Source organism: Nonomuraea sp. NPDC004186, from assembly GCF_053603495.1.
This window is the reverse complement of the sequence record NZ_JBSGFQ010000024.1, coordinates 21,195-47,632: the sequence shown is the minus strand read 5'-3', so window position 1 is coordinate 47,632 and position 26,438 is coordinate 21,195. Positions and strand designations below refer to the sequence as shown.

At 72.1% G+C, this 26,438-nt stretch carries 1 protein-coding gene (only partly in view); it reads left to right on the top strand.

Annotation, left to right across the window (positions count from 1 at the left end; genetic code table 11):
- On the top strand, positions 1–26,438 hold the 3' portion of the coding sequence (locus ACWEPL_RS20915) for an SDR family NAD(P)-dependent oxidoreductase (RefSeq protein WP_452437172.1). 985 nt of this gene lie to the left of the window's left edge; 26,438 of the gene's 27,423 nt are visible here — the last part of the coding sequence; the start codon falls outside the window, past its left edge; the stop codon is at positions 26,436–26,438.

Genomic DNA, 26,438 nt, shown 5'->3' with positions numbered 1-26,438 from the left:
CCACCAAGGACGCGGGCACGCCGCTGCTCGTCGGCTCGGCCAAGACCAACATCGGCCACCTGGAAGGTGCCGCCGGAATCGTCGGCCTGCTCAAGACCGTGCTGGCCATCCGGCACCGCGAGCTGCCGGCATCACTCAACTTCGAGACGCCCAGCCCGCTGATCCCCTTCGACGAGCTGAACCTGCGCGTCAACACCGCGCTGTCCGCCTGGCCGCGCGCCGGCGAACCGCTGGTCGCCGGCGTCAGCTCGTTCGGCATGGGGGGCGCCAACTGCCACGTGGTGCTCGCCGAGCACCCTCAGGAGACGCCGCGACCGGCGCCCGGTCCCGCCGGGCCGGTGATCCTGCCGCTGGCCGGGCAGAGCGAGGCCGCGCTCCGCGCCCAGGCGGGCCGGCTGCGCGACCACCTGCTCGCCGAGCCCGCCGACGCCGTGTCCGCCGCCGCCGGCCACGCCGAAGCCGAAGCCGTGTCCGACGCCGTGTCCGACGCCGTGGACATGGCCTACTCGCTGGCCACGACGCGTACGGCCTTCGACCGCCGCGCCGCGATCGTCGTCGACGAGCCGTCCGGACTGGCCGCCGCGCTCGACCGGCTCGCCAGGGGAGAGGCCGCCGCCGAGATCGTGACCGGTCGGCCGAGCGACGGAGACGTCGCCTTCCTCTACTCGGGCCAGGGCAGCCAGCGCCCGGGCATGGGCCGCGAGCTCTACGCCGCGTACCCCGCCTTCACGCGGGCCCTCGACGAGATCGCCGCCTGCTTCGACGGCGAGCTCGCCAGGCCGCTGCTCGAGGTGATGTTCGACGATCCCGACGGGGTGTTGGACGAGACCGGGATGACCCAGCCCGCGCTCTTCGCCTTCGAGGTCGCGCTCACCCGCCTGTACGAGCACTGGGGCATCCGCCCCGACCGGCTGATCGGCCACTCCATCGGCGAGATCTCGGCCGCGCACATCGCCGGTGTGCTGTCCCTGGCCGATGCCTGCACCCTGGTCGCGGCGCGCGGCAGGCTGATGCAGGCCCTGCCCGCCGGCGGCGCGATGATCGCCGTCCAGGCCACCGAGGCGGAGCTCCGCCCCCATCTCGACGACTCGGTCAGCATCGCCGCGATCAACGGCCCCGACTCCGTCGTCGTCTCCGGCGCGGAGGAGCGCGTCACGGAGATCGCCGAGGCGTTCCGCGCCCGCGGCCGCAAGACCCGCCGGCTGCGCGTGAGCCACGCCTTCCACTCGCCGCTGATGGACCCGATGCTCGCGGAGTTCCGGCAGGTGGCCGAGTCGCTCACCTACCGCGAGCCGGCCATCCCGATCGTCTCCAACCTCACCGGGGCCGTCGCGTCCGGCGAGGACCTGTGCTCGCCCGGCCACTGGGTGTGGCACGTCCGCGAGGCCGTGCGCTTCAGCGACGGCATCCGCGCGCTGGCCGACACGGGCGTGACCACGTTCGTCGAGGTCGGCCCCGGCTCGGTGCTGGCCGCCATGGGCCAGCACTGCCTGCCCGCCGACCCCGGCACCCGGTTCGTCGCCACGCTGCGGGACAACCGGGGCGAATGCCACAGCGCCGCCCTTGCCCTGGCCGAGCTGCAGGTACGCGGCACGGCGCCCGCCTGGGACGCCCTCTACCCAGGCGCGCGGCGCGTCCCGCTGCCCACCTACGCCTTCCAGCGCACGTACCACTGGCTTCCCGAGCCGGACGGCGCGGCGCCGCCCCCACCCGCGCCCCCGGAGCCGGCGGCCACCGGCGACGGGACGCAGCCGCTCGCCGACCGGCTGCACGGCCTGCCGGGGCCGGAGCAGGAGCAACTGCTCCTGGAGCTCGTACGGACCTGCATCGCGCTCGTCCTCGGCCATGCCAACGCCGCGACCGTGGACACCGCCACCGCCTTCAAGGCGCTCGGCTTCGACTCCTTCAGCGCCGTCGAGCTCAGGAACCGGCTCAACGCCGCCACCGGGCTCCAACTGCCCAGCTCGCTGCTGTTCGACTACCCCTCGCCGCAGGCGCTGGCCGCGTTCCTGCGCGCGGAGCTGACGGGCGGGCAGGCCGCCCAGGCCGTGGTGACCGCCGCCTCGGTGGCGGACGAGCCGATCGCGATCGTGGGCATGGCCTGCCGCTTCCCCGGCGGGGTGCGCTCCCCGGACGACCTGTGGAACCTGGTGATCTCCGGTACGGACGCCATCGGGGAGTTCCCCGTCGATCGCGGCTGGGATCTGGCGGCCTTGTACGACCCGGATCCGGACAGCCGTGGGACGTCGTATGCGCGGCACGGCGGCTTCCTGTATGACGCGGGGGAGTTCGATCCCGGATTTTTCGGGATTTCGCCGCGTGAGGCGTTGGCGATGGATCCGCAGCAGCGGTTGCTGCTGGAGGCGTCGTGGGAGGCGATCGAGCGGGCCGGTGTGGATCCGGCCGGGCTGCGCGGCAGCCGTACCGGCGTGTTCGCGGGCGCGATGGCCCAGGACTACGGCCCGCGCCTGCACGAGGCTACCGGCGCTGCGGAGGGCTACGTGCTGACCGGCACCTCCGCCAGCGTGATCTCCGGCCGGGTCGCGTTCTCGTTCGGGTTCGAGGGCCCGGCGGTGACGGTGGACACGGCCTGTTCGTCGTCGCTGGTGGCCCTGCACCTGGCCGCGCAGTCGCTGCGGTCGGGGGAGTGCGACCTGGCGCTGGCCGGTGGCGCGACCGTGATGGCGTCCCCCGGCATGTTCGTGGAGTTCTCGCGGCAGCGCGGGCTGTCGCCGGACGGGCGCTGCAAGGCGTTCTCGGCCTCGGCCGACGGCACCGGCTGGGCCGAGGGTGTCGGCATGCTGCTGGTGGAGCGCCTGTCGGACGCCCGGCGCAACGGGCACAAGGTGCTGGCCGTCATCAAGGGCTCGGCGATCAACCAGGACGGCGCCAGCAACGGCCTGACCGCCCCGAACGGCCCCTCGCAGCAGCGGGTGATCCGCCAGGCCCTGGCCAACGCCGGACTGTCGGCCGGGGACGTGGACGCGGTCGAGGCGCACGGCACCGGCACCGTGCTCGGCGACCCGATCGAGGCCCAGGCGCTTCTCGCGACCTACGGCCAGGAGCGGGACCAGCCGCTGTGGCTGGGCTCGCTGAAGTCGAACATCGGCCACTCCCAGGCCGCCGCCGGTGTGGGTGGCGTGATCAAGATGGTCATGGCCATGCGCCACGAGGTGCTGCCTCAGACCCTGCACGCGGACGAGCCGTCCCCGCACGTGGACTGGTCCGCGGGTGCCGTCGAACTACTCACCGAGGCCCGGCCGTGGGAGCTCCGGGACCGCCCGCGCCGCGCCGCCGTCTCCTCCTTCGGCATCAGCGGCACCAACGCCCACGTCATCATCGAGCAGGGCGACCCGGCCGTCCCGGCCCCCCGCGACGACGCGAACCTCCCCGCCGTCCCCTGGCTCATCTCGGCGAGGACGCCCGAGGCGCTGGCCGGGCAGGCCGAGCGGCTCGCGTCCTGGGCTTCCGAGGCGACGCCCGAGATCCCCGTCGCCGCCGCCGGCGCCGCGCTGGCCGCCGAGCGGTCCGTGCTCGAACACCGCGCGGTGATCGTCGGCCGCGAGCGTGACGACCTGCTGGCCGGCCTGCGGGCACTGGCCGGCGGCCCCGCCGCGCCCGGCGTGCTGACCGGCAGCGGACCCGCGGGCCGGCTCGCCCTGCTGTTCACCGGGCAGGGCAGCCAGCGGCTCGGCATGGGCCGCGAGCTGGCCGCCGCCTTCCCCGTCTTCGACGAGGCGCTGGAGGAGATCTGCGCGCTGCTGGACCCCCACCTGCCGCACCCGCTGCGCGAGGTGATGTTCAGCGACCCCGACGGGGTGCTCAACGAGACCGGGATGACCCAGCCGGCGCTGTTCGCCTTCGAGGTCGCCCTGTACCGGCTGCTCGAATCCCTCGGCGTACGGGCGGACGTGGTGGTCGGGCACTCCGTCGGCGAGATCGCCGCCGCCCACGTGGCCGGGGTGTTCTCCCTCGCCGACGCCTGCACCCTGATCGCCGTGCGGGCCCGGCTCATGCACATGCTGCCTCCGGGCGGCGCGATGCTCGCCATCGCCGCGTCCGAGGCCGACGTCCTGCCGCTGCTCGACGGGTACGAGGACCGGGTCGCCATCGCGGCCGTCAACACCCCGACCTCGGTGGTCATCTCCGGCGCGGAGGCCGCCATCGAGGAGATCGCGGGGAACGTCACGGCACGCAAGCGCCGGCTGCGGATCTCCCAGGCCGCGCACTCACCGCTGATGGAGCCGATGCTGACGCCCTTCGAGGAGGCCATCGCGGGGCTGACCTACCACGAGCCCACGATCCCGGTGATCTCCAACGTCACCGGCGGGCTCGCCGAGCCCGGCCTGCTCACCAGCCCTCGCTACTGGGTCGACCACGTACGGCGGCCCGTCCGTTTCGCGGACGGCATCGCCGCCGCGGACGCCGCGCTCTTCCTGGAGGTGGGGCCTGACGGCGTCCTCACCGGGCTGGCCCAGCAGATGCTCTCGGACGGCGTCTTCGTCCCCGCCGTACGCAAGGACCGCGACGAGATCGACACCTTCGTCCAGGCCCTCGGACAGCTCCACGCCTGCGGCGTCACCATCGACTGGAACGCCTACTTCGGGCCCGCCCCCGCGCTCCACGTCGACCTGCCCACCTACGCCTTCCAACGTCAGCGGTTCTGGCTGGAGGCACGCGGTCCCGTGGACCTGCCCACCGAGCACGTCGGGCTGTTCGAGGTGGACTGGATGCCCGTACCCGCCACGGGCGATGCCACCATCGCGCCCGGCGACGTGCTCCTGCCCTGGCACGAAGAGGACGAAGGGGACGGCCCGGGCCGGGCGCGCGCGGCCGTGCTCCGCGTGCTCTCCGCCGTCCAGGACTGGCTCGACGGCGAGCGGCCCGCGTCGGCCCGGCTGGTGATCGTCACCAGGGGAGCGACCGACGAGGTGCCCGACCTGGCCGGCGCAGCCGTGTGGGGCCTGGTCCGATCGGCGCAGACGGAGTACCCGGACCGGTTCGTGCTGCTCGACGACGACGGCAGCGCCGAGGACGCCGTCGCCGCCGCCCTCGCCTACGACGAACCCCAGCTGGCGATCAGGTCCGGCAAGATCTACGTCCCGAGGCTGGCGCGGCGCGGCCGGCCGGCGGCGGACCGGTCCTGGGATCCCGAGGGGACCGTGCTGGTCACCGGCGGCACCGGCGCGCTGGGACGCACGGTCACCCGGCACCTCGCCACCCGGCACGGCGTGCGGAACCTCGTCCTCGTCACCCGCGACCCGCACTCGGCCGGGGCCGTCGCGATCGCGGCCGAGCTGGCCGAGCTCGGCGCGCACGCCGAGCTGGTCGCCTGCGACGTCACCGACCGCGAAGCGCTGGCCGGGCTCATCGACTCCTGCCGCGACCTCACCGGCGTCGTGCACATCGCCGGCGTGCTCGACGACGGCGTCGTCCCGGCGCTGACCCCCGCGCGGCTCGACACCGTGTGGCGGACCAAGGCCGAGACCGCCTGGCTCCTGCACGAGCTGACCCGCGAGCGCGAACTGTCGGCGTTCGTGCTGTTCTCGTCGTGCGCGGCCACGCTCGGCAGCGCCGGCCAGGCCAACTACGCCGCCGCCAACGCCTTCCTCGACGCCCTCGCCCGCCACCGCCACTCGCTCGGCCTGCCCGCCACGGCCCTGGACTGGGGCCTGTGGGACAACTCCTCCGAATTCGGCGGCATGGCGGGCACGCTCGCCACGGCCGACCTGGCGCGCTGGGCCCGGCTCGGCGTCGCCCCGCTGCCGCGCGACGAGGCGCTGGAGCTCTTCGACTCCGCTCTCGCGGGTGGCGCCGTGACGACGCTGCCCGCCCGGCTGAGCCTGGCCAAGGTCGCGGACCCCGTACCGGCCATGCTGCGCGGGATGCTGCGCAAGCCCGTCGAGCGCCGCGCGGCCGGCGGCTCCGGCTCCGCTTCCGGCGAGGCATCGCTGGCGCAGTCCCTGCGCGGGCTGAGCCCGGACGAGCAGGAACGCACCCTGCTCGACCTGGTACGCGGCCAGGCCGCCCTCGTGCTCGGGCACGTGACGCCGAACGTCATCAGCGCCACCGGAGCGTTCAAGGACGCCGGGTTCGACTCGCTCACCGCGGTCGAGCTCAGGAACCGGCTCAACGCCGCCACCGGGCTGCAACTGCCCAGCTCGCTGCTGTTCGACTACCCGTCGCCCAAGGCGCTGACCGACCACCTGCGTACCGAACTGCTCGGCGGCTCCGCCACGCCCGCCACCGCGGTGCGGTCGGCCGGGCACGACGAGCCGATCGCGATCGTGGGCATGGCCTGCCGCTTCCCCGGCGGCGTGCTGTCGCCGGACGACCTGTGGGAGCTGGTCGCGCAGGGCCGGGACGCGGTGGGCGAGTTCCCCACCGACCGCGGCTGGGACCTGGACCGGCTGTTCGACCCCGACCCCGGCAATCGGGGCACCTCCTACACCCGGCAGGGCGGCTTCCTGTACGACGCCGCCGACTTCGACGCGGCCTTCTTCGGCATCTCGCCGCGCGAGGCCCTGGGCATGGACCCGCAGCAGCGGCTGCTCCTGGAGGCCTCGTGGGAGGTCTTCGAACACGCCAACATCGACCCGGCCACGCTGCACGGCAGCCAGACCGGGGTCTTCACCGGCATCGCGCCGATGGAGTACGGGCCACGGCGCTCCGAGGGCTCCGACGCGGTCGAGGGATACCTCCTCACCGGCCAGCTGGCCAGCGTGGCGTCCGGGCGGGTGTCGTACACGTTCGGGTTCGAGGGCCCGGCGGTGACCGTGGACACGGCGTGCTCGTCGTCGCTGGTGGCGCTGCACCTGGCCGCGCAGGCCCTCCGGACGGGCGAGTGCGACATGGCCCTGGCGGGCGGCGCGATGGTGATGGCGTCGCCCGGCACGTTCGTGGAGTTCTCCCGGCAGCGGGGCCTGTCGGCGGACGGGCGGTGCAAGGCGTTCTCGGCCTCGGCCGACGGCACGGGGTGGAGTGAGGGTGTCGGCGTGCTGCTGGTGGAGCGGCTGTCGGACGCCCGTCGCAACGGGCACCAGGTGCTGGGGGTCATCAAGGGCTCGGCGATCAACCAGGACGGGGCGAGCAACGGCCTCGCGGCGCCGAACGGGCCTTCCCAGCAGCGGGTGATCCGGCAGGCGCTGGCCAATGCCGGGGTGTCGGCCGCTGAGGTGGACGTGGTCGAGGCGCACGGGACCGGGACCAGCTTGGGTGACCCGATCGAGGCGCAGGCGTTGATCGCGACGTATGGCCAGGAGCGGGATCGGCCGTTGTGGCTGGGGTCGCTGAAGTCCAACATCGGTCACACGCAGGCCGCCGCCGGCGTGGCCGGGGTCATCAAGATGGTGATGGCCATGCGGCACGGGCTCATGCCCCGGACCTTGCATGTGGACGAGCCGTCGCCGCACGTGGACTGGTCTGCCGGTGCTGTTGAGCTGCTGACCGAGGCCCGGTCGTGGGACGTTCTGGATCATCCGCGCCGCGCCGCCGTCTCGTCGTTCGGGGTGAGCGGCACCAACGCCCACGTGATCCTTGAGCAGGGGGATCCGGTCGAACCGGCTTCTGACGAGGTCGTGGGCTCGCCGGTGGTGCCATGGGTGCTCTCGGCGAAGAGCCGCGAGGCGCTGGTGCAGCAGGCCGGGCGGTTGGCGTCGTGGGTGTCGGCGCGGCCGTCGCTCTCGGTGCCGGACGCCGCTTGGTCGTTGGCGACGGGGCGTTCTGCGCTGGAGCAGCGTGCGGTCGTGGTGGGTGCTGATCGTGACGAGCTGCTGGCTGGGTTGCGGGCGCTTGCTTCGGATGGGGTTTCCGGGAGCGGCTCGGGTGGCAGGCTGGCGCTGCTGTTCGCTGGTCAGGGCAGTCAGCGGGTCGGGATGGGCAAGCGGCTCGCTGAGGTGTTCCCGGTGTTCGCCGAGGAGTTGGAGGAGATCGACCAGTTCCTGCCGGTCCGTGAGGTGATGTTCGACGACCCGGATGGGGCGTTGAACGAGACGGGCATGACGCAGCCCGCGTTGTTCGCCTTCGAGGTGGCGCTGTATCGGCTGCTGGAGTCCTTCGGGGTCCGCGCGGATGTGCTGGTCGGGCATTCGATCGGGGAGATTGCCGCCGCTCACGTGGCCGGAGTCTTCTCGCTGGCCGATGCGTGTGCCTTGGTGGCGGCTCGGGCTCGGTTGATGCAGGCTCTCCCGACCGGCGGTGCGATGCTCGCGATTGCGGCACCCGAGGCGGAGGTTCTGCCGCTGCTGGAGGGCCAGGTGGGCATCGCGGCGGTCAACGGTCCGGCTGCGGTGGTGGTCTCCGGAGATGCCGAGGCGATCGCGGAGATCGAGGAGCGCGTGAGCGTTCGGACACGCAGGTTGCGGGTCTCGCACGCCTTCCACTCGCCGCTGATGGAGCCGATGCTGGCTTCCTTCGAGGAGGCCATCTCCGGGTTGACCTATCACGAGCCCACTCTTGCGATCGTTTCCAACCTCACGGGTCGGCTGGCCGAGCCGGGGCAGCTCACCCGCCCCGGTTACTGGGTGGAGCACGTGCGGCAGGCCGTGCGGTTCGCCGACGGGGTGACGGCTGCGGAGGCTGACTGCTTCCTGGAAGTAGGCCCGGATGGGGTGTTGACGGGGCTGGCTCAGCAGAGCATCGCCGATGGGGTGTTCGTTCCCGCGACTCGTAAGGACCGGGATGAAGTCCGTGCCTTGATGGAGGCGCTCGGCCGGCTGCACACCCAGGGGATCGCCGTGGACTGGACGGCGGTGCTGGCTCCGGGCAGGCATGTCGATCTGCCCACCTATGCCTTCCAGCACCAGCGGTACTGGCTGGAGTCGGGCAGAGCCGTCAGCGACGTGACCGCCGCCGGGCTGAGCGCCGTGGAGCACCCGATACTCAGCGCGGCCGTGCCCGCCCCCGACTCCGACACCCTCACGCTCACCGGGCGGCTGTCCCTGGCCACGCTGCCCTGGCTCGCCGACCACGCGGTCAACGGCACCGTGATCCTTCCCGGCACGGGCTTCCTCGAGATCGCGCTGCGGGCCGCGGCGGAGACCGAGGACTGCGAGGCGGTCTCCGAACTGGCCATCCAAGCTCCTCTCGTGATCACGCACGAGCACCCCGTACAGCTCCAGGTGGTCATCGACGGGCCGGACGACGGCGGCCGGCGTGGCATCGCCGTGTACTCCCGCCCCGAAGGCGGCGACTCCTGGCAGCGGCACGCCCAGGGCACGCTCGGCCCCGCCGCCGCCGGACCCGGCTTCGACCTCGCGCAATGGCCGCCGGCCGGGGCCCAGCCCATCGACATCGACCACCTGTACGACGACCTGGCCGTCTCGGGCCTGGAGTACGGCGAAGCCTTCCAGGGGCTGGTGAGCGCCTGGCAGCGCGACGGCGCGGTCTACGCCGAGATCGTGCTGCCCGACCAGGCGCTGACGGGCGCGGAGCGGTTCGGGTTCCACCCCGCCCTCCTGGACGCGGTGCTGCACTCCATCACGCTCGGCGACCTCCTGCCGCGTACCGAGCCGGGGCAGCCGTTCCTGCCCTTCGCCTGGTCCGGCATCTCGCCGCACGCGGTGGGCGGGACCATGGCGCGGGTCCGTACGACGGCGAAGGGCCAGGGTGAGCTGTCGCTGAGCGTCGCGGACGACACCGGCGCGCCGATCCTCACCGTGGACTCACTGGTGGTCAGGCCCGTGACGGCCGAGCTGTCGCCCGGGAGCACGCCGTACGCGCTGGACTGGGTGACCGCGCCCGCCACCGCCGGGCCGGAGCCCGAGCGCGTGGTGGAGCTCGACGGCCTGGCCTCGCTGGGTGACGTGGAGGCGGTCCCGGACCTGGTGCTTGCCCGGGTCCCGGCCGGTGAGGGACGTACCAGGACGTACGAGGTGCTGGCGCTCGTCCAGCAGTGGCTCGCGGACGAGCGGTTCGCGCAGGCCAGGCTGGCGCTGGTGACCGGTGGGGCGGTCAGCGCGGTCGAGGGCGAGGTGCCGGATCTGTCCACCGCGCCCGTCTGGGGCCTGATGCGGTCCGTCCAGTCCGAGCACGCCGGGCGGTTCGTCATCGTCGACACCGACGACCATCCCGACTCCGCGGCCGCGCTGCTGCGCGCCTGCGCGTCCGGCGAGCCGCAGGTCGCCCTGCGTCAGGGCGAGCTCCGCGTGCCGCGCATCGTTCCCGTGACCCAGACCGCGACCGCGTCGATGACGGTGGACGGGACCGTGCTGCTGACCGGTGGCACGGGCGAGTTGGGGGCCCTGGCCGCGCGGCGGCTCGTCACCGGGCACGGCGTCCGGCACCTGCTGCTGGCCGGCCGCCGCGGTGCCGCGGCGCCCGGCGCGCAGGCGCTGCTGGACGAGCTGACCTCGCTGGGCGCGCAGGTCACCGTGGCGGCCTGTGACGTCGCCGACCGCGCCGAACTGGCCGCCCTGCTGGCCGGCATCCCCGCGGACCGGCCGCTGCAGGGTGTCGTGCACCTGGCCGGGGTCGTGGACGACGGCGCCGTGACCTCGCTGACCCCCGAGCGGATCGACCGCGTCTTCGGCCCGAAGGCGGACGCCGCCTGGCATCTGCACGAGCTCACCGAGGACCTGTCGTTCTTCGTGATGTACTCGTCCGTCGCGGCCACGGTCGGCAGCGCCGGCCAGGCGAACTACGCCGCCGCGAACACGTACCTGGACGCCCTGGCCCTGCACCGGCGGGCGCAGGGCCTGCCCGCCGCCTCCTTCCAGTGGGGGCTGTGGGAGTCGGACAGCGGCATGGCCGGCGCGCTGAGCCAGGTCGACGTCGCCCGGCTCAACAGGGTCGGGCTCGCGCCGCTGCCCGTGGCCGAGGGCATGGCCCTGTTCGACGCGGGGCTCGCGCTCGACAGGGGAGTGCAGCTACTCGCCCGCCTCGACACAACCGCCCTGCGCCGCCAGGACGAGATCCCCGCCGTCTTCCGTTCCCTGGTCAAGGCCCCGGCGCGCAAGCCTGCGGCCCCCAGGCAGGCGAGGGCGCGGGCCGACAAGGGCGCGCTGCTGTCGCTCATCCGTACGAGCGTCGCGCAGGTGCTCGGCCACGCCGACGCCGACGCCGTGGACATCGGGACAGCGTTCAAGGACCTCGGGTTCGACTCGCTGAGCTCCATCGAGCTGCGTAACCGGCTCAACGCCGCCACCGGCCTGCGGCTGCCCGCCACGCTCCTGTTCAACTTCCCCACTCCCGACGAACTCGCCGAGCACCTGCGCGCCGAGCTCACCGGATCCTCGCGGGCCGACCAGGTGGCCGCCCAGACCGGGACCGCCGACGAGCCCATCGCGATCGTCGGCATGGCCTGCCGCTACCCCGGCGACGTGGTCTCGCCCGAGGACCTCTGGCGGCTCCTCACCCAGGGCGCCGACGCGATCACCACCTTCCCCGGCAACCGGGGCTGGGACCTGGAACGGCTGTACGACCCCGACCCCGCCCACGCGGGCACCAGCTACGCCCGAGAGGGCGGGTTCCTGCACGACGCCGACCTCTTCGACCCCGCGCTCTTCGGGATCTCGCCGCGCGAGGCCACCGCGATGGACCCGCAGCAGCGGCTGCTCCTCGAAACCTCGTGGGAGGCGATCGAGCGGGCCGGGATCAGCCCCAAGGCGATGCGCGGGAGCCGTACCGGCGTGTTCGCGGGCGTGATGTACCACGACTACGGCACGCGCCTGCCGCAGGCGCCCGAGGGGTTCGAGGGGTTCGTGCTCAACGGCAGCGCGGGCAGCATCGCCTCGGGCCGGGTCGCCTACACGTTCGGGCTGGAAGGCCCGGCCGTGACGGTGGACACGGCGTGCTCGTCGTCGCTGGTGGCGCTGCACCTGGCGGCCCAGTCCCTGCGGTCCGGCGAGTGCGATCTCGCCCTGGCCGGCGGGGTGACGGTGATGGCCACGCCCAACGTCTTCATCGAGTTCTCCCGGCAGCGCGGGCTCGCCGCGGACGGCCGGTGCAAGGCGTTCTCCGCCTCCGCCGACGGCACCGGCTGGGCCGAGGGCGCGGGCATGCTGCTGGTGGAGCGGCTGTCGGACGCCCAGCGCAACGGCCACCAGATCCTCGCCCTCGTCCGGGGCACCGCGATCAACCAGGACGGCGCCAGCAACGGCCTGACCGCCCCGAACGGCCCCTCCCAGGAGCGCGTGATCCGCCAGGCGCTGGCCAACGCCGGTCTGACGACCTCGGACGTGGACGTGGTCGAGGCCCACGGCACCGGTACGACGCTGGGCGACCCGATCGAGGCGCAGGCCATCATCGCGACCTATGGGCAGGAGCGGGACCGGCCGTTGTGGCTGGGGTCGCTGAAGTCGAACATCGGTCACACGCAGGCCGCCGCCGGGGTGGGTGGCGTGATCAAGATGGTCATGGCGATGCGGCATGGCCTCATGCCCCGGACCCTGCACGTGGACGAGCCGTCGCCGCACGTGGACTGGTCTGCGGGGGCGGTCGAACTGCTGACCTCGGACCGCCCGTGGGACCTCCAGGACCGCCCGCGCCGGGCCGGAGTCTCGTCCTTTGGCGTCAGCGGCACCAACGCCCACGTGATCGTCGAGCAGGGCCCGGCCGCCGTCGAGCCCGTCGGCGAGGACGACCCGTCGATGCCCGCCGTGCCGTGGCTCATCTCGGCCAACGACACCGCAGCGCTACGGGAGCAGGCGGGCAGGCTCGCGGACTGGGCATCGAGGGATGACGTATCGCTTGCCGGGGTCGGTAAGGCGCTTGTCTCCACGAGAGCGGTGCTGGAGCGGCGTGCGGTCGTGGTTGGCGCTGATCGTGACGAGCTGCTGGCTGGGTTGCGGGCGCTGGCCGAGGGTTCCTCGGAGGTGGTGGCTGGGGGCAGGCTGGCTTTGTTGTTCGCCGGCCAGGGCAGTCAGCGGGTCGGGATGGGCCGTGAGCTCGCTGAGGCGTTCCCGGTGTTCGCCGAGGCGCTGGAGGAGATCAACCAGTTCCTGCCGATCCGTGAGGTGATGTTCGACGACCCGGATGGGGTGTTGAACGAGACGGGGATGACTCAGCCGGCGTTGTTCGCCTTCGAGGTGGCGTTGTATCGGCTGTTGGAGTCCTTCGGGGTGCGCGCTGATGTGCTGGTCGGGCATTCGATCGGGGAGATCGCCGCCGCGCATGTGGCCGGAGTGTTCTCGTTGGCGGATGCGTGTGCGCTGGTGGCGGCTCGGGCTCGGTTGATGCAGGCCTTGCCGACTGGCGGTGCGATGCTCGCGATCGCGGCACCCGAGGCGGAGGTTCTGCCCCTGCTGGACGGTCGGGTGGGGATCGCGGCGGTCAACGGTCCGGCAGCGGTGGTGGTCTCCGGCGACGCCCAAGCAATCGCTGAGATCGAGGAGCGGGTCAGCGTTCGGACACGCAGGCTGCGGGTCTCGCATGCTTTCCATTCGCCGTTGATGGAGCCGATGCTGGATTCCTTTGAGGAGGCCATCTCCGGTCTGACTTTCCACGAGCCCACATTGGCGATCGTTTCCAACCTCACGGGCCGGCTGGCCGAGCCGGGCCAGCTGACCAGCCCGAGCTATTGGGTGGAGCACGTGCGGCAGGCGGTGCGGTTCGCCGATGGGGTTGCGGCTGCGGAGGCTGACTGCTTCCTGGAGGTCGGCCCGGATGGAGTGCTGACGGGACTGGCTCAGCAGAGCATCGCCGATGGGGTGTTCATCCCCGCCACGCGCAAGGACCGGGACGAGGTTCGCGCGCTGGTCGAGGCGCTCGGCCAGCTGCACACCCACGGCATCATCGTGGACTGGGACGCGTACTTCGCCTCCGTTCCCGCCCGGCACGTCGATCTGCCCACCTACGCCTTCCAGCGCCGGCGGTACTGGCTCGACGCCGGATACGCCACCGGTGACGTCGCCTCGGGCGGCGGGCTGGCGGCCGTGGAGCACCCGCTCCTGACCGCGACCGTCCCCTCTCCGGGGACGGACACCCTCACCCTCATCGGCCGCCTGTCGCCGGCCACGCAGCCATGGCTGGCCGACCACATGGTCGGCGGCCGGGTGGTCGTGCCAGGCTCGGCACAGGTGGAGCTGGCGGTACGGGCCGGGGACGAGGCCAGTTGCCCGGTGCTCGACGAGCTCACCCACCAGACCCCGATGGTCCTGCCCGAGCGGGGCACCCTCCATCTCCAGGTGGTGGTCGGAGCCGCCGACGAGTCGGGACGCCGGCCGGTGACGATCTACTCGAGGGCCGAGGACGCCACGGACTGGAGCCAGAACGCCCAGGGAACGCTGGCCCCGGCCGCCGCCATACCCGGCTTCGATCTCACGCAGTGGCCGCCGCCCGGCGCGCAGTCCCTCGACGTGGGCAGCGTCTATGAAGACCTCGCCGCGACCGGCATGGAGTACGGCGGCGCCTTCCAATGCCTCAGGGCCGTCTGGAAGAGCGACGACGCCGTCTACGCCGAGATCGCGCTGCCGGAGCACACCGAGACCCGGCGGTTCGGCCTGCACCCGGCGCTGCTCGACGCCTCCCTGCACGCCATCCCCATGTCCGGGCTGCTGCCGCAGGCCGAACCGGGACGGCCGTACATCCCCTTCGCCTGGAGCCAGGTGGCGCTGCACGCCGACGGCGCGACGGTGCTACGGGTCAGGATCGCGCCCACGGCCGGCCCCGGTGTGGTCGCCCTGACCATGGCGGACGCCGCCGGCGTGCCCGTCATGGAGGTCGGCTCGCTCACGCTGCGCCCGAGCTCCGCCGACCAGCGGACGACCGGTTCCAACAGCCTGTTCCAGATCGACTGGGTGCCGGCTGGTGGCCGTACCTCGCAGAACGACCTCCAGTACGAGATCTTCGACGTACCCGTGACCGAGGCGGGAACCCCGGAGGCGATCAGGCACGCCACCCATGCCGCGCTGGCGGCGGTGCAGGAGACGCCCGCGCGCCTGGTGGTCGTCACGCACGGCGCGGTCGCGGCGACCCCGGACGACGTGCCGGACCCGGCGCAGGCGGCGGTATGGGGTCTGGTACGCGCCGCGCAGGCCGAGCAGCCGGACCGGTTCCTGCTCCTGGACGTGGACGACGACTCGACGGAGCCGGTCTCCCAGGCGCTGGCCACCGGTGAGCCCCAGGTGGCGGTACGGGCCGGCCGGCTGCTGGCCCCGCGCCTCAAGCGGGCAGCAGGCCCGGCTTCGGGGCCGGAGCAGCTCAGCGGGCCGCTGTTCGGGGCCGAGGGGACCGTGCTGGTCACCGGTGGCACCGGCGGGTTGGGCGCGTTGGTGGCTCGGCATCTGGTGGTGGCGCACGGGGTCAGGCACCTGCTGCTGGTCAGCCGTCGCGGTCCGGAGGCGCCGGGCGCGGCCGAGCTGGTGGCCGAGCTCTCCGACCTGGGCGCCGAGGTGGACGTGGCCGCCTGCGACGTGGCGGACCGCGGGGCCCTCGCCCGCCTGATCGCCTCGATCCCCGCCGAGCACCCGCTGACGGGTGTCGTCCACACGGCAGGTGTTCTGGATGACGGTGTCATCGCCTCCCTCACGCCGGAGCGCATCGACGCCGTCCTGCGGCCGAAGGCTGACGCGGCGTGGCACCTGCACGAGCTCACGCAGGATCTCGATCTGACCGCGTTCGTGCTGTTCTCCTCCCTGTCCGGGGTGCTGGGCAGCGCGGGCCAGGGCAACTACGCCGCCGCGAACACATACCTGGACGCCCTGGCCCAGCGGCGCAGAGCGCAGGGCCTTCCGGCGACCTCGCTGGCCTGGGGCCTGTGGGCCACCGGCGGCATGGCGGGCGAGCTGGACGAGTCCGACCTGCGCCGCCTCGAACGCGGCGGCATCACACCCCTGCCCATCGCCGACGGGCTGGCTCTGTTCGACGCTGCGGTCAACGGCGACCGCGCCGACCTGGTCCCGGCTGCGCTGAGCATGCCGGCGCTGCAGGCCCAGGCGCAGGCGGGCACGCTGCCCGCGCTCCTTCACGGGCTGGTCCGCGTGCCTGCCCGCCGTACCAGCACGACCACCACCAGCGAGAACCCGGCCGATCTCCTGCAGCTGGTCCGAAGCCAGGTGGCCACGGCGCTCGGGTTCCAGAGCGGCGACGCGGTGGAGCCGACCAAACGGTTCCAGGAGCTGGGCTTCGACTCGCTGACCGCCGTGGAGTTCCGCAACCAGCTCAACGCCGCGACCGGGCTGCGGTTGCCGGCGACGTTGGTGTTCGACTTCCCGACGGCTGAGGCGGTGGCGGAGTTCCTGGCGAGTGAGTTGGGCGGTGGGCAGACCTCGCAGGCCGTGGTGACCGCCGCCTCGGTGGTGGATGAGCCGATCGCGATTGTGGGGATGGCGTGCCGGTATCCGGGGGGTGCGGTCTCGCCGGAGGGTTTGTGGGAGTTGGTGTTCTCGGGTCGGGATGCGGTTGGGGAGTTCCCGGTTGATCGGGGTTGGGATCTGGAGAGGTTGTATGACCCGGATCCGGACAGCCGTGGGACGTCGTATGCGCGGCATGGCGGGTTCTTGTATGACGCGGCGGAGTTCGATTCGGGATTTTTCGGGATTTCGCCGCGTGAGGCGTTGGCGATGGATCCGCAGCAGCGGTTGCTGCTCGAAACGTCGTGGGAGGCGGTTGAGCGGGCGGGGATCGATCCTCACGGGTTGCGGGGGAGTCGGACGGGTGTGTTCGCCGGGGTCATGTACCACGACTACGCGCCCCAGCTCTCGGCCGTGCCCGGCGAGCTGGAAGGGCTCATCGGCACCGGCAGCTCCGGCAGCATCGCCTCCGGCCGGGTGAGCTACACCCTGGGCCTGGAAGGTCCGGCCGTGACCGTGGACACCGCATGCTCCTCCTCCCTGGTGGCGCTGCACCTGGCGGTACAGGCCCTGCGATCGGGTGAATGCGACCTGGCGCTGGCCGGCGGCGTCACCGTGATGGCCACACCGAGCACCTTCATCGAGTTCTCCCGGCAACGGGGCCTGTCCCCGGACGGGCGCTGCAAGGCGTTCTCGGCCGCCGCTGATGGCACCGGCTGGGGTGAGGGTGTCGGCATGCTGCTGGTGGAGCGGCTGTCGGATGCCCAGCGCAACGGTCACCGGGTGCTGGCGATGGTTCGGGGCTCGGCGGTCAACCAGGACGGCGCCAGCAACGGTCTGACCGCACCGAACGGCCCTTCCCAGCAGCGGGTGATCCGCCAGGCGCTGGCGAACGCCGGTCTGTCGGCCGGGGACGTGGACGTGGTCGAAGCACATGGCACCGGGACCGCTCTGGGTGACCCGATCGAGGCCCAGGCGCTCCTCGCGATGTACGGCCAGGACCGGGACCAGCCTCTCTGGCTGGGGTCGATCAAGTCGAACATCGGCCACGCGCAGGCCGCGGCGGGCGTCGCGGGCGTGATCAAGATGGTCATGGCCATGCGGAACGGGGTGCTGCCGCAGACGTTGCACGTGGACGAGCCGTCGCCGCATGTGGACTGGTCGGCCGGTGCCGTTGAGCTGCTGACCGAGGCGCGGCCGTGGCAGGAGAACGGGCATGCGCGTCGTGCGGCGATCTCTTCGTTCGGGATCAGCGGTACGAACGCCCATGTCGTGCTGGAGGAGCCTCCCGCTTCGACAACCGAGACCGGTGGCGCGGAGTTGCCGGTGGTGCCGTGGCTGGTGTCGGCCAAGGACCCGCAGGCGCTTCAGGCTCAGGCGGCTCAACTGGAGTCGTGGCTGTCGGCGCGGCCGTCGCTCTCGGTGTCGGACGCTGCTTGGTCGTTGGCGACGGGGCGGGCTGTGTTGGAGCAGCGTGCGGTCGTGGTGGGTGCGGATCGTGACGAGTTGTTGGCCGGGTTGCGGGCGCTGGCCGAGGGTTCCCCGGAGGTGGTGGCTGGGGGCAGGCTGGCGTTGCTGTTCGCAGGTCAGGGCAGTCAGCGAGTCGGGATGGGCCGTGAGCTCGCTGAGGCGTTCCCGGTGTTCGCCGAGGCGCTGGAGGAGATCAACCAGTTCCTGCCGGTCCGTGAGGTGATGTTCGACGACCCGGATGGGGTGTTGAACGAGACCGGGATGACTCAGCCGGCGTTGTTCGCCTTCGAGGTGGCGCTGTATCGGCTGCTGGAGTCCTTCGGGGTCCGCGCTGATGTGCTGGTCGGGCATTCGATCGGGGAGATTGCCGCCGCTCACGTGGCCGGAGTCTTCTCGCTGGCCGATGCGTGTGCGCTGGTGGCGGCTCGGGCTCGGTTGATGCAGGCCCTGCCGACGGGCGGTGCGATGCTCGCGATCGCCGCACCCGAGGCGGAGGTTCTGCCGCTGCTGGAGGGCCAGGTCGGGATCGCGGCGGTCAACGGCCCCGCAGCCGTGGTGATCTCCGGAGACGCCGAGGCGATCACGCAGATCGAGGGGCGAGTCAGCGCTCGGACACGCAGGCTGCGCGTCTCCCACGCCTTCCACTCCCCGCTGATGGAGCCGATGCTCGCCGACTTCGAGCAGGCCATCACCGGTCTGACCTACCACGAACCCACTCTCGCGATCGTCTCCAACCTCACCGGCCGCCTGGCCGAGCCGGGCCAGCTGACCACCCCGACCTATTGGGTGGAGCACGTGCGCCAGGCCGTGCGGTTCGCCGACGGAGTGACGGCTTCAGGGGCGAGCCACTTCCTGGAGGTCGGCCCGGACGGGGTGCTGACGGGACTGGCTCAGCAGAGCATCTCCGACGGCGTGTTCGTTCCCGCCACGCGCAAGGACCGCGACGAGGTCCGCGCGCTGGTCGAGGCGCTCGGCCGATTGCACACCCACGGCATCGCCGTGGACTGGACGGCGGTGCTGACCCCGGCCAGGCACGTCGATCTGCCCACCTACGCCTTCCAGCGGGAGCGGTACTGGGTGCCCGCCGCACAGGACACCGGCGATGTGGACGCCGCCGGGCTGGGTGCCATCGATCACCCCGTACTCCGTGCCGCCATCTCGGCGCCGGACTCCGACACTCACACCTTCACGGGTCGGTTGTCGCTGACAACGCAGCCCTGGCTGGCCGATCACCAGGTCAACGGCCGGGTGGTGGTGCCGGGTGCGGCGCTGGTGGAGCTGGCGGTGCGGGCCGGGCATGAGCTGGACTGCCCGCAGTTGCGGGAGCTGACCATCCAGGCGCCGTTGCTGGTGCCGGCCGAGGGAGGCGTGCACATCCAACTGGTCGCCGGACCATCCGATGAGACAGGCGCTCGTCCGGTGAGTATCCATTCCCGCAGCAACCAGGCGGGGGAGTGGGTGCAGCACGCGCAAGGCCTGCTCGCCGACCAGGCCGAGGAGCCGGTGTTCGACCTCGCTCAATGGCCCCCGGCCGGAGCAACTGCGATTGACGTCGAGCAGCTGTACGACGACCTGACCGCGAGCGGACTGGAGTACGGGCCGCTCTTCCAGGGCTTGACCGCCGCCTGGCAGCAGGGAAGCTCGGTGTTCGCCGAGATCACGCTGCCGGACCAGGCGCACGCCGAGGCGGGCCGGTTCGGTTTGCACCCGGCCTTGCTGGACGCGTCCCTGCACGCTGCCGCGTTGGGTGACGTGGTGCCGAGAGCGGAAGCCGGGCGGCCGTATCTGCCGTTCGCTTGGAGCGGGGTGTCGCTACATGCGGCCGGTGCGAGCGGCCTTCGCGTCAAGGTGAGCGCGACTGGCGAGGCGAGCATCACGTTGAGCATCGCCGACGACACCGGCGCGCCGGTGGCCGAGGTCAATGCGCTCACCCTGCGAGCTCTGTCCGCCACCGAACTCAGCGCGTCCGAGACCCAGGGCTTGCTGCACCAGCTCGACTGGGAGGTGGTCCCGACAGCTCCGGCGCAAGAGGCGCACCGGTGGGTAGTGCTGGGGTCCGATGACCTGGGCACGGGGACCGAGACCCGGTCGGATCTGGCCTCCGTTCAGCCGCCCGAGGCGGTTCTGGTCGCGTGCCCGGCCGCCGGCCAGGATGTGCACGCCACGACCCACGCGACGCTGGAGCTGGTCCAGGAGTGGCTCGCCGACGACCGCTTGACCTCGTCCCGGCTGGTCGTCGTCACACGTGACGCGGTGGCGGCCGGTCCGGAGGATGTGCCGGATCCGGCCCAGGCGGCGGTGTGGGGCCTGGTACGGGCCGCGCAGGCCGAGCAACCCGGCCGGTTCACGCTCCTGGACCTGGACGCGGAGCCGCTGCGCGCAGAGACGATCGATCAGGTCCTGGCCACGGGCGAGGCCCAACTGGCCGTCCGAGCCGGTCAACTGCTGGCCCCGCGCCTCAAGCGGGCAGTAGGCCCGGCTTCGGGGCCGGAGCAGCTCAGCGGGCCGCTGTTCGGGGCCGAGGGGACTGTGCTGGTCACCGGTGGCACCGGCGGGTTGGGCGCGTTGGTGGCCCGGCATCTGGTGGTCGCGCACGAGGTCAGGCACCTGCTGCTGGTCAGCCGCCGGGGCCTGGAGGCGCCCGGTGCCGCCGCACTCGTGGTCGAGCTGGCCGAGCACGGCGCGAACGTGTCGGTGGCCGCCTGCGACGTCGCCGACCGAGACGCCCTCGCCCGCCTGATCGCCTCGATCCCCGCCGAGCACCCGCTGACGGGTGTCGTCCACACGGCAGGTGTTCTGGATGACGGTGTCATCGCCTCCCTCACACCGGAGCGCATCGACGCCGTCCTGCGGCCGAAGGCCGACGCGGCCTGGCACCTGCACGAGCTCACACGGGACCTCGATCTGACCGCGTTCGTGTTGTTCTCCTCGGTCGCCGGGGTGCTGGGCAGCGCGGGCCAGGGCAACTACGGCGCGGCCAACGCATATTTGGATGCGCTGGCGCACAACCGCAGAGCGCAGGGTCTCCCGGCCACCTCGCTGGCCTGGGGTGTCTGGGCCACCGACGGTATGGCCGGCGAGCTCAAGGAGTCCGACCTACGCCGCATGGAACGCGCAGGCGTGAAGCCGCTGTCCATCGACGACGGGCTCGCACTCTTCGACACCGCAGTGTCGTCCGGGCAGGCGCTGCTGATCCCCGCACGGTTCGTACAAACCCGGACCAACGGGCGCACCCCGGTGCGTCGTGCCGGCAGCGCCAACGGCCTCGCCCAGCGTCTGACCGCGCTGGACCCGGCCGAACGCCGAGCGATGCTGACAGACCTGGTCCGCGGCAGCGCGGCCACGGTACTCGGGTTCGCAGACGGGTCCGCCATCGACCGGCAACGCCAGTTCCAGGATCTCGGCTTCGACTCGCTGACCGCGGTCGAGTTCCGCAACCAACTCAACGCGGCCACCGGACTTCAGCTCCCGGCCACCCTCATCTTCGACTACCCGACCGCTGAGGCGGTGGCGGAGTTCCTGGCGGGTGAGCTGGTCGGCGGGCAGACCTCGCAGGCCGTGGCGGCCACCACGACGGCGACGGACGAGCCGATCGCGATCGTCGGCATGGCGTGCCGGTACCCAGGTGGCGTGACCTCGCCGGAGGGCCTCTGGGAGCTGGTGTCGCAGGCCCGGGACGCGATCGGAGACTTCCCGACCGACCGCGGCTGGGATGTGGAAGGGGTGTACGGGCCGGAGCCCGGCACGCCGGGCAAGACTTACACGCGCCTGGGCGGGTTCCTGTACGACGCCGCCGAGTTCGACCCTGTGTTCTTCGGGATTTCGCCGCGTGAGGCGTTGGCGATGGACCCGCAGCAGCGGCTGCTGCTCGAAACGTCGTGGGAGGCGGTTGAGCGGGCGGGGATCGATCCGACGGGGTTGCGTGGCAGTCGGACGGGTGTGTTCGCCGGGGTGATGTATCACGACTACGGGTTGGGGACTCCGGCGAACAGCAGCGGCGGGAGTTTGGTGTCGGGTCGGGTCTCTTACACGTTGGGGTTGGAGGGTCCGGCGGTGACCGTGGACACCGCTTGCTCGTCGTCGTTGGTGGCGTTGCATTGGGCTGCTCAGGCGTTGCGGTCGGGGGAGTGTGATCTGGCGCTGGCCGGTGGTGTGACGGTGATGTCGACGCCGGGGATGTTCATCGAGTTTTCGCGGCAGCGGGGGCTGGCGGCGGATGGGCGGTGCAAGGCGTTCTCGGCCTCGGCGGATGGTACGGGCTGGGGTGAGGGTGTCGGTGTGCTGCTGGTGGAGCGGCTGTCGGACGCTCAGCGCAACGGTCACCAGGTGCTGGCGGTCCTCAAGGGCTCGGCGATCAACCAGGACGGCGCGAGCAACGGGATCACAGCCCCGAACGGTCCTTCCCAGCAGCGGGTGATCCGCCAGGCGCTGGCGAACGCCGGTCTGTCGGCCGCCGATGTGGACGTGGTCGAAGCGCACGGCACGGGCACCAAGCTCGGCGACCCGATCGAGGCCCAGGCGCTCCTCGCGACCTACGGCCAGGAACGGGACCAGCCGCTGTGGCTCGGTTCGCTGAAGTCCAACATCGGTCACACGCAGGCTGCAGCCGGTGTGGGTGGCGTGATCAAGATGGTCATGGCCATGCGGAACGGGGTGCTGCCGCAAACCTTGCATGCGGACGAGCCTTCGCCGCACGTGGACTGGACGGCGGGCGCGGTGCGGCTGCTCACCGACGCGCAGCCGTGGGAGCAGAACGGGCACGCCCGTCGTGCGGCGGTCTCTTCGTTCGGGATCAGCGGTACGAACGCCCATGTCGTGCTGGAGGAGCCTCCCGCGCCGACAATCGAGACCGGTGGCGCGGAGCCACGGGTGGTGCCATGGCTGGTCTCCGCGAGAAGTCGCGAGGCCCTTCAGGCTCAGGCGTCTCGACTGGCGTCGTGGCTGGAGGAGCGGCCGGAGCTGAAGACGGCCGATGCCGCGTGGTCGTTGGCCACGGGGCGGGCCGTGTTGGATCAGCGTGCGGTCGTGGTGGGCGCTGACCGTGACGAGCTGCTGGCCGGGTTGCGGGCGCTGGCCGAGGGTTCCCCGGAGGTGGCAGTTGGTGGCCGGCTGGCGTTGTTGTTCGCCGGTCAAGGAAGCCAGCGGGTCGGCATGGGCCGACAGCTCGCCGAGGCGTTCCCGGTCTTCGCCGAGACCCTCGAAGAGATCAACCAGTTCCTGCCGGTCCGTGAGGTCATGTTCGACGACCCGGATGGGGTGTTGAACGAGACGGGCATGACGCAGCCGGCGTTGTTCGCCTTCGAGGTGGCTCTGTATCGGCTGCTGGAGTCCTTCGGCATCCGCGCGGATGTGCTGGTCGGGCATTCGATCGGGGAGATCGCCGCCGCGCACGTGGCCGGAGTGTTCTCGCTGGCCGATGCATGCGCGCTGGTGGCGGCCCGGGCCCGGTTGATGCAGGCCCTGCCGACCGGCGGTGCGATGCTCGCAATCGCGGCACCCGAGGCAGAGGTTCTGCCCCTGTTGGAGGGCCAGGTCGGGATCGCAGCGGTCAACGGCCCCGCAGCCGTGGTGATCTCCGGCGACGCCGAGGCAATCGCTGAGATCGAGGAGCGGGTCAGCGTTCGGACACGCAGGCTGCGGGTCTCCCATGCCTTCCACTCCCCGCTGATGGAGCCGATGCTCGCCGACTTCGAGCAGGCCATCTCCGGTCTGACCTACCACGAGCCCACATTGGCGATCGTTTCCAACCTCACCGGCCAACTGGCCGAGCCGGGGCAGCTGACCAGCCCGAGCTACTGGGTGGAGCACGTGCGGCAGGCCGTGCGGTTCGCCGACGGGGCGACGGCTGCGGAGGCCGGTTGCTTCCTGGAAGTAGGCCCGGATGGGGTGCTGACGGGGCTGGCTCAGCAGAGCATCGCCGATGGTGTGTTCGTTCCCGCCACCCGCAAGGACCGCGACGAGGTCCGCGCGCTGATGGAGGCGCTTGGTCGGTTGCACACCCACGGCATCGCCGTGGACTGGACGGCGGTGCTGACCCCGGCCAGGCACGTAGACCTGCCCACCTATGCCTTCCAGCACCAGCGGTACTGGGTACCGGCCAGTCTGGAGTCCGGTGATGTGGACGCCGCCGGGCTGGGAGCCATCGAGCATCCGATGTGGAGTGCGATGACCGAGGTGGCCGGTGGCGCGTCGGTCATCTTCACCGGCCGCCTGTCCCTCACCTCCCAGCCCTGGCTGGCCGATCACCAGGTCAACGGCCGGGTGGTGGTGCCGGGTGCGGCGCTGGTGGAGCTGGCGGTGCGGGCCGGGCATGAGCTGGACTGCCCGCAACTGCGGGAGCTGACCATCCAGGCGCCGTTGCTGGTGCCGGCCGAGGGAGGCGTGCACATCCAGCTGGTCGCCGGACCATGCGACGAGTCAGGCGCCCGCCCCGTAAGCATCCATTCCCGCAGCAGCCAGGCCGCGGAGTGGATGCAGCACGCCCAAGGCCTGCTCGCCGACCAGGCCGAGGAGCCGATGTTCGACCTCGCTCAATGGCCCCCGGCCGGGGCGGCTCCGGTTGACGTCGAGCAGCTGTATGACGACCTGGCCGCGGATGGGTTGGAGTACGGGCCGCTGTTCCAGGGACTGACTGCGGCCTGGCGGCAAGGAAGCACGGTGTTCGCCGAGATCACGCTGCCGGAGCAGGCGCATGCCGAGGCGGGCCGGTTCGGTTTGCACCCGGCCTTGCTGGACGCGTCCCTGCACGCGGCCGCGCTGGGCGACGTGGTGCCACGGCCGGAGGCAGGACGCCCGTATCTCCCGTTCGCCTGGAGCGGGGTGTCGCTGCACGCGGCCGGTACGAGCGGCCTGCGCGTCAAGGTGAGCAAGGCCGGCGAGGCGAGCATCACGTTGAGCATCGCCGACGAGAGCGGCGCACCGGTGGCCGAGATCGGCACCCTGGCCCTGCGTGCCCTGTCCACCACCGAGAACCGAAGCTCGCTGCACCAGCTCGACTGGATCGCGATCCCGCCCGCGGCCGGCTCGCAAGCACCTCGGTGGGCTGTGCTGGGTCCCGACGACTTCGGAACCGGCGCGCAGACGTATCCCGACCTGGCCTCGATTCAGCCGGTGGAGGCGGTCCTGGTCGCGTGCCCGGCCGCCGGCCAGAACGTGCACGCCACGACCCACGCGACGCTGGAGCTGGTCCAGGAGTGGCTCGCCGACGACCGCCTGGCCTCGTCCCGGCTGGTCGTCGTCACCCACGGCGCGGTGGCCGCGACCGCGGACGACGTACCGGATGCGGTGCAGGCGGCGGTCTGGGGTCTGGTACGGGCCGCGCAGGCCGAGCAGCCGGGCCGGTTCGTGCTGCTGGACTTGGACGGCGACACACCTGAAGACGTGATCGGCCGGGCGCTGGCGTCGGGCGAGTCGCAGCTCGCGGTGCGGGCGGGCGAGCTATGGGTGCCACGCCTGGGCAGCGCCACGGATCTGGAAGATCAGGACCCGGTGTTCGGGCCGGAGGGCACGGTGCTGGTCACCGGTGGCACGGGCGGGCTGGGTGCGCTGGTGGCCCGGCACCTCGTCACCGAACACGAGGTCAGACGCCTGCTGCTGGTGAGCCGTCGCGGCCCGGAGGCGCCGGGCGCGGCCGAGCTGGTCGCCGAGCTCTCGGAACTCGGTGCGGAGGTGGAGGTGGCGGCCTGCGACGTGGCCGACCGCGAGGCGCTGTTCGGGGTGGTGGCCTCGGTGGCGGACTCGCTGACCGGGGTGGTGCACACGGCCGGTGTCCTGGACGACGGCGTGATCACCTCCCTGTCGGGCGAGCGGCTGGACGCGGTGCTGCGGCCCAAGGCCGACGCCGCCTGGCACCTGCACGAGCTCACGCGAGGGCTCGACCTGACCGCGTTCGTGCTGTTCTCCTCGCTGGCCGGCGTGCTGGGCAGCGCGGGCCAGGGCAACTACGCCGCCGCCAACGCGTACCTGGACGCCCTGGCGCACCACCGCAGAGCCCAGGGTCTCCCGGCGACCTCCCTCGCCTGGGGCCTCTGGACGACCAGCGGAATGGCGGGCGAGCTGACGGAGACCGACCTGCGCCGCATGGAACGCGCGGGCGTGCAGCCCCTGACCACTGAGGAGGGATTGGAACTCTTCGACGTCGGCGTCCGCTCCGGCCGCGCCGCGCTGGTCCCCGCGAAGTTCACGAAGGCCGGGACCCGTACCCGGCCACGCCGTGTCCGCCCGGCCCAGGGACTGGCGGAACGGCTGGCCACGATGGAGCCGGACCAGCTGCAGGACACCCTGGCGGAACTCGTCAGAGGCCAGGTCGCGGCGGTGCTCGGGTTCGCCGACGGGTCGGCGATCGAGCCGGGGCGCCAGTTCCAGGATCTCGGCTTCGACTCCCTGACCGCGGTCGAACTCCGCAACCAGCTCAACGCGGCCACCGGACTTCAGCTCCCGGCCACGCTCATCTTCGACTACCCGACTCCCCACGACCTGACGCGATTCGTACTGGAGCAGCTCTTCCCGGCCGCCGCGGCCAGGACGGCCGGGCCCGCCGCGGTCCGGAGCGACGCCGAGGTGCGGCAGCTCCTGACGACCATCCCGATCTCACGGCTACGTGAGGCCGGGCTGCTGGACAGCCTGTTCCGCCTAGCCGGCCCGGAGGAGGACGGAGAGCCGAACGGCAGGACCGAGGAGATCGACAGCATGGACGCCGACCTCCTGATTCAGCTCGCCCTTGAAGGCGGGAGTTCCTAG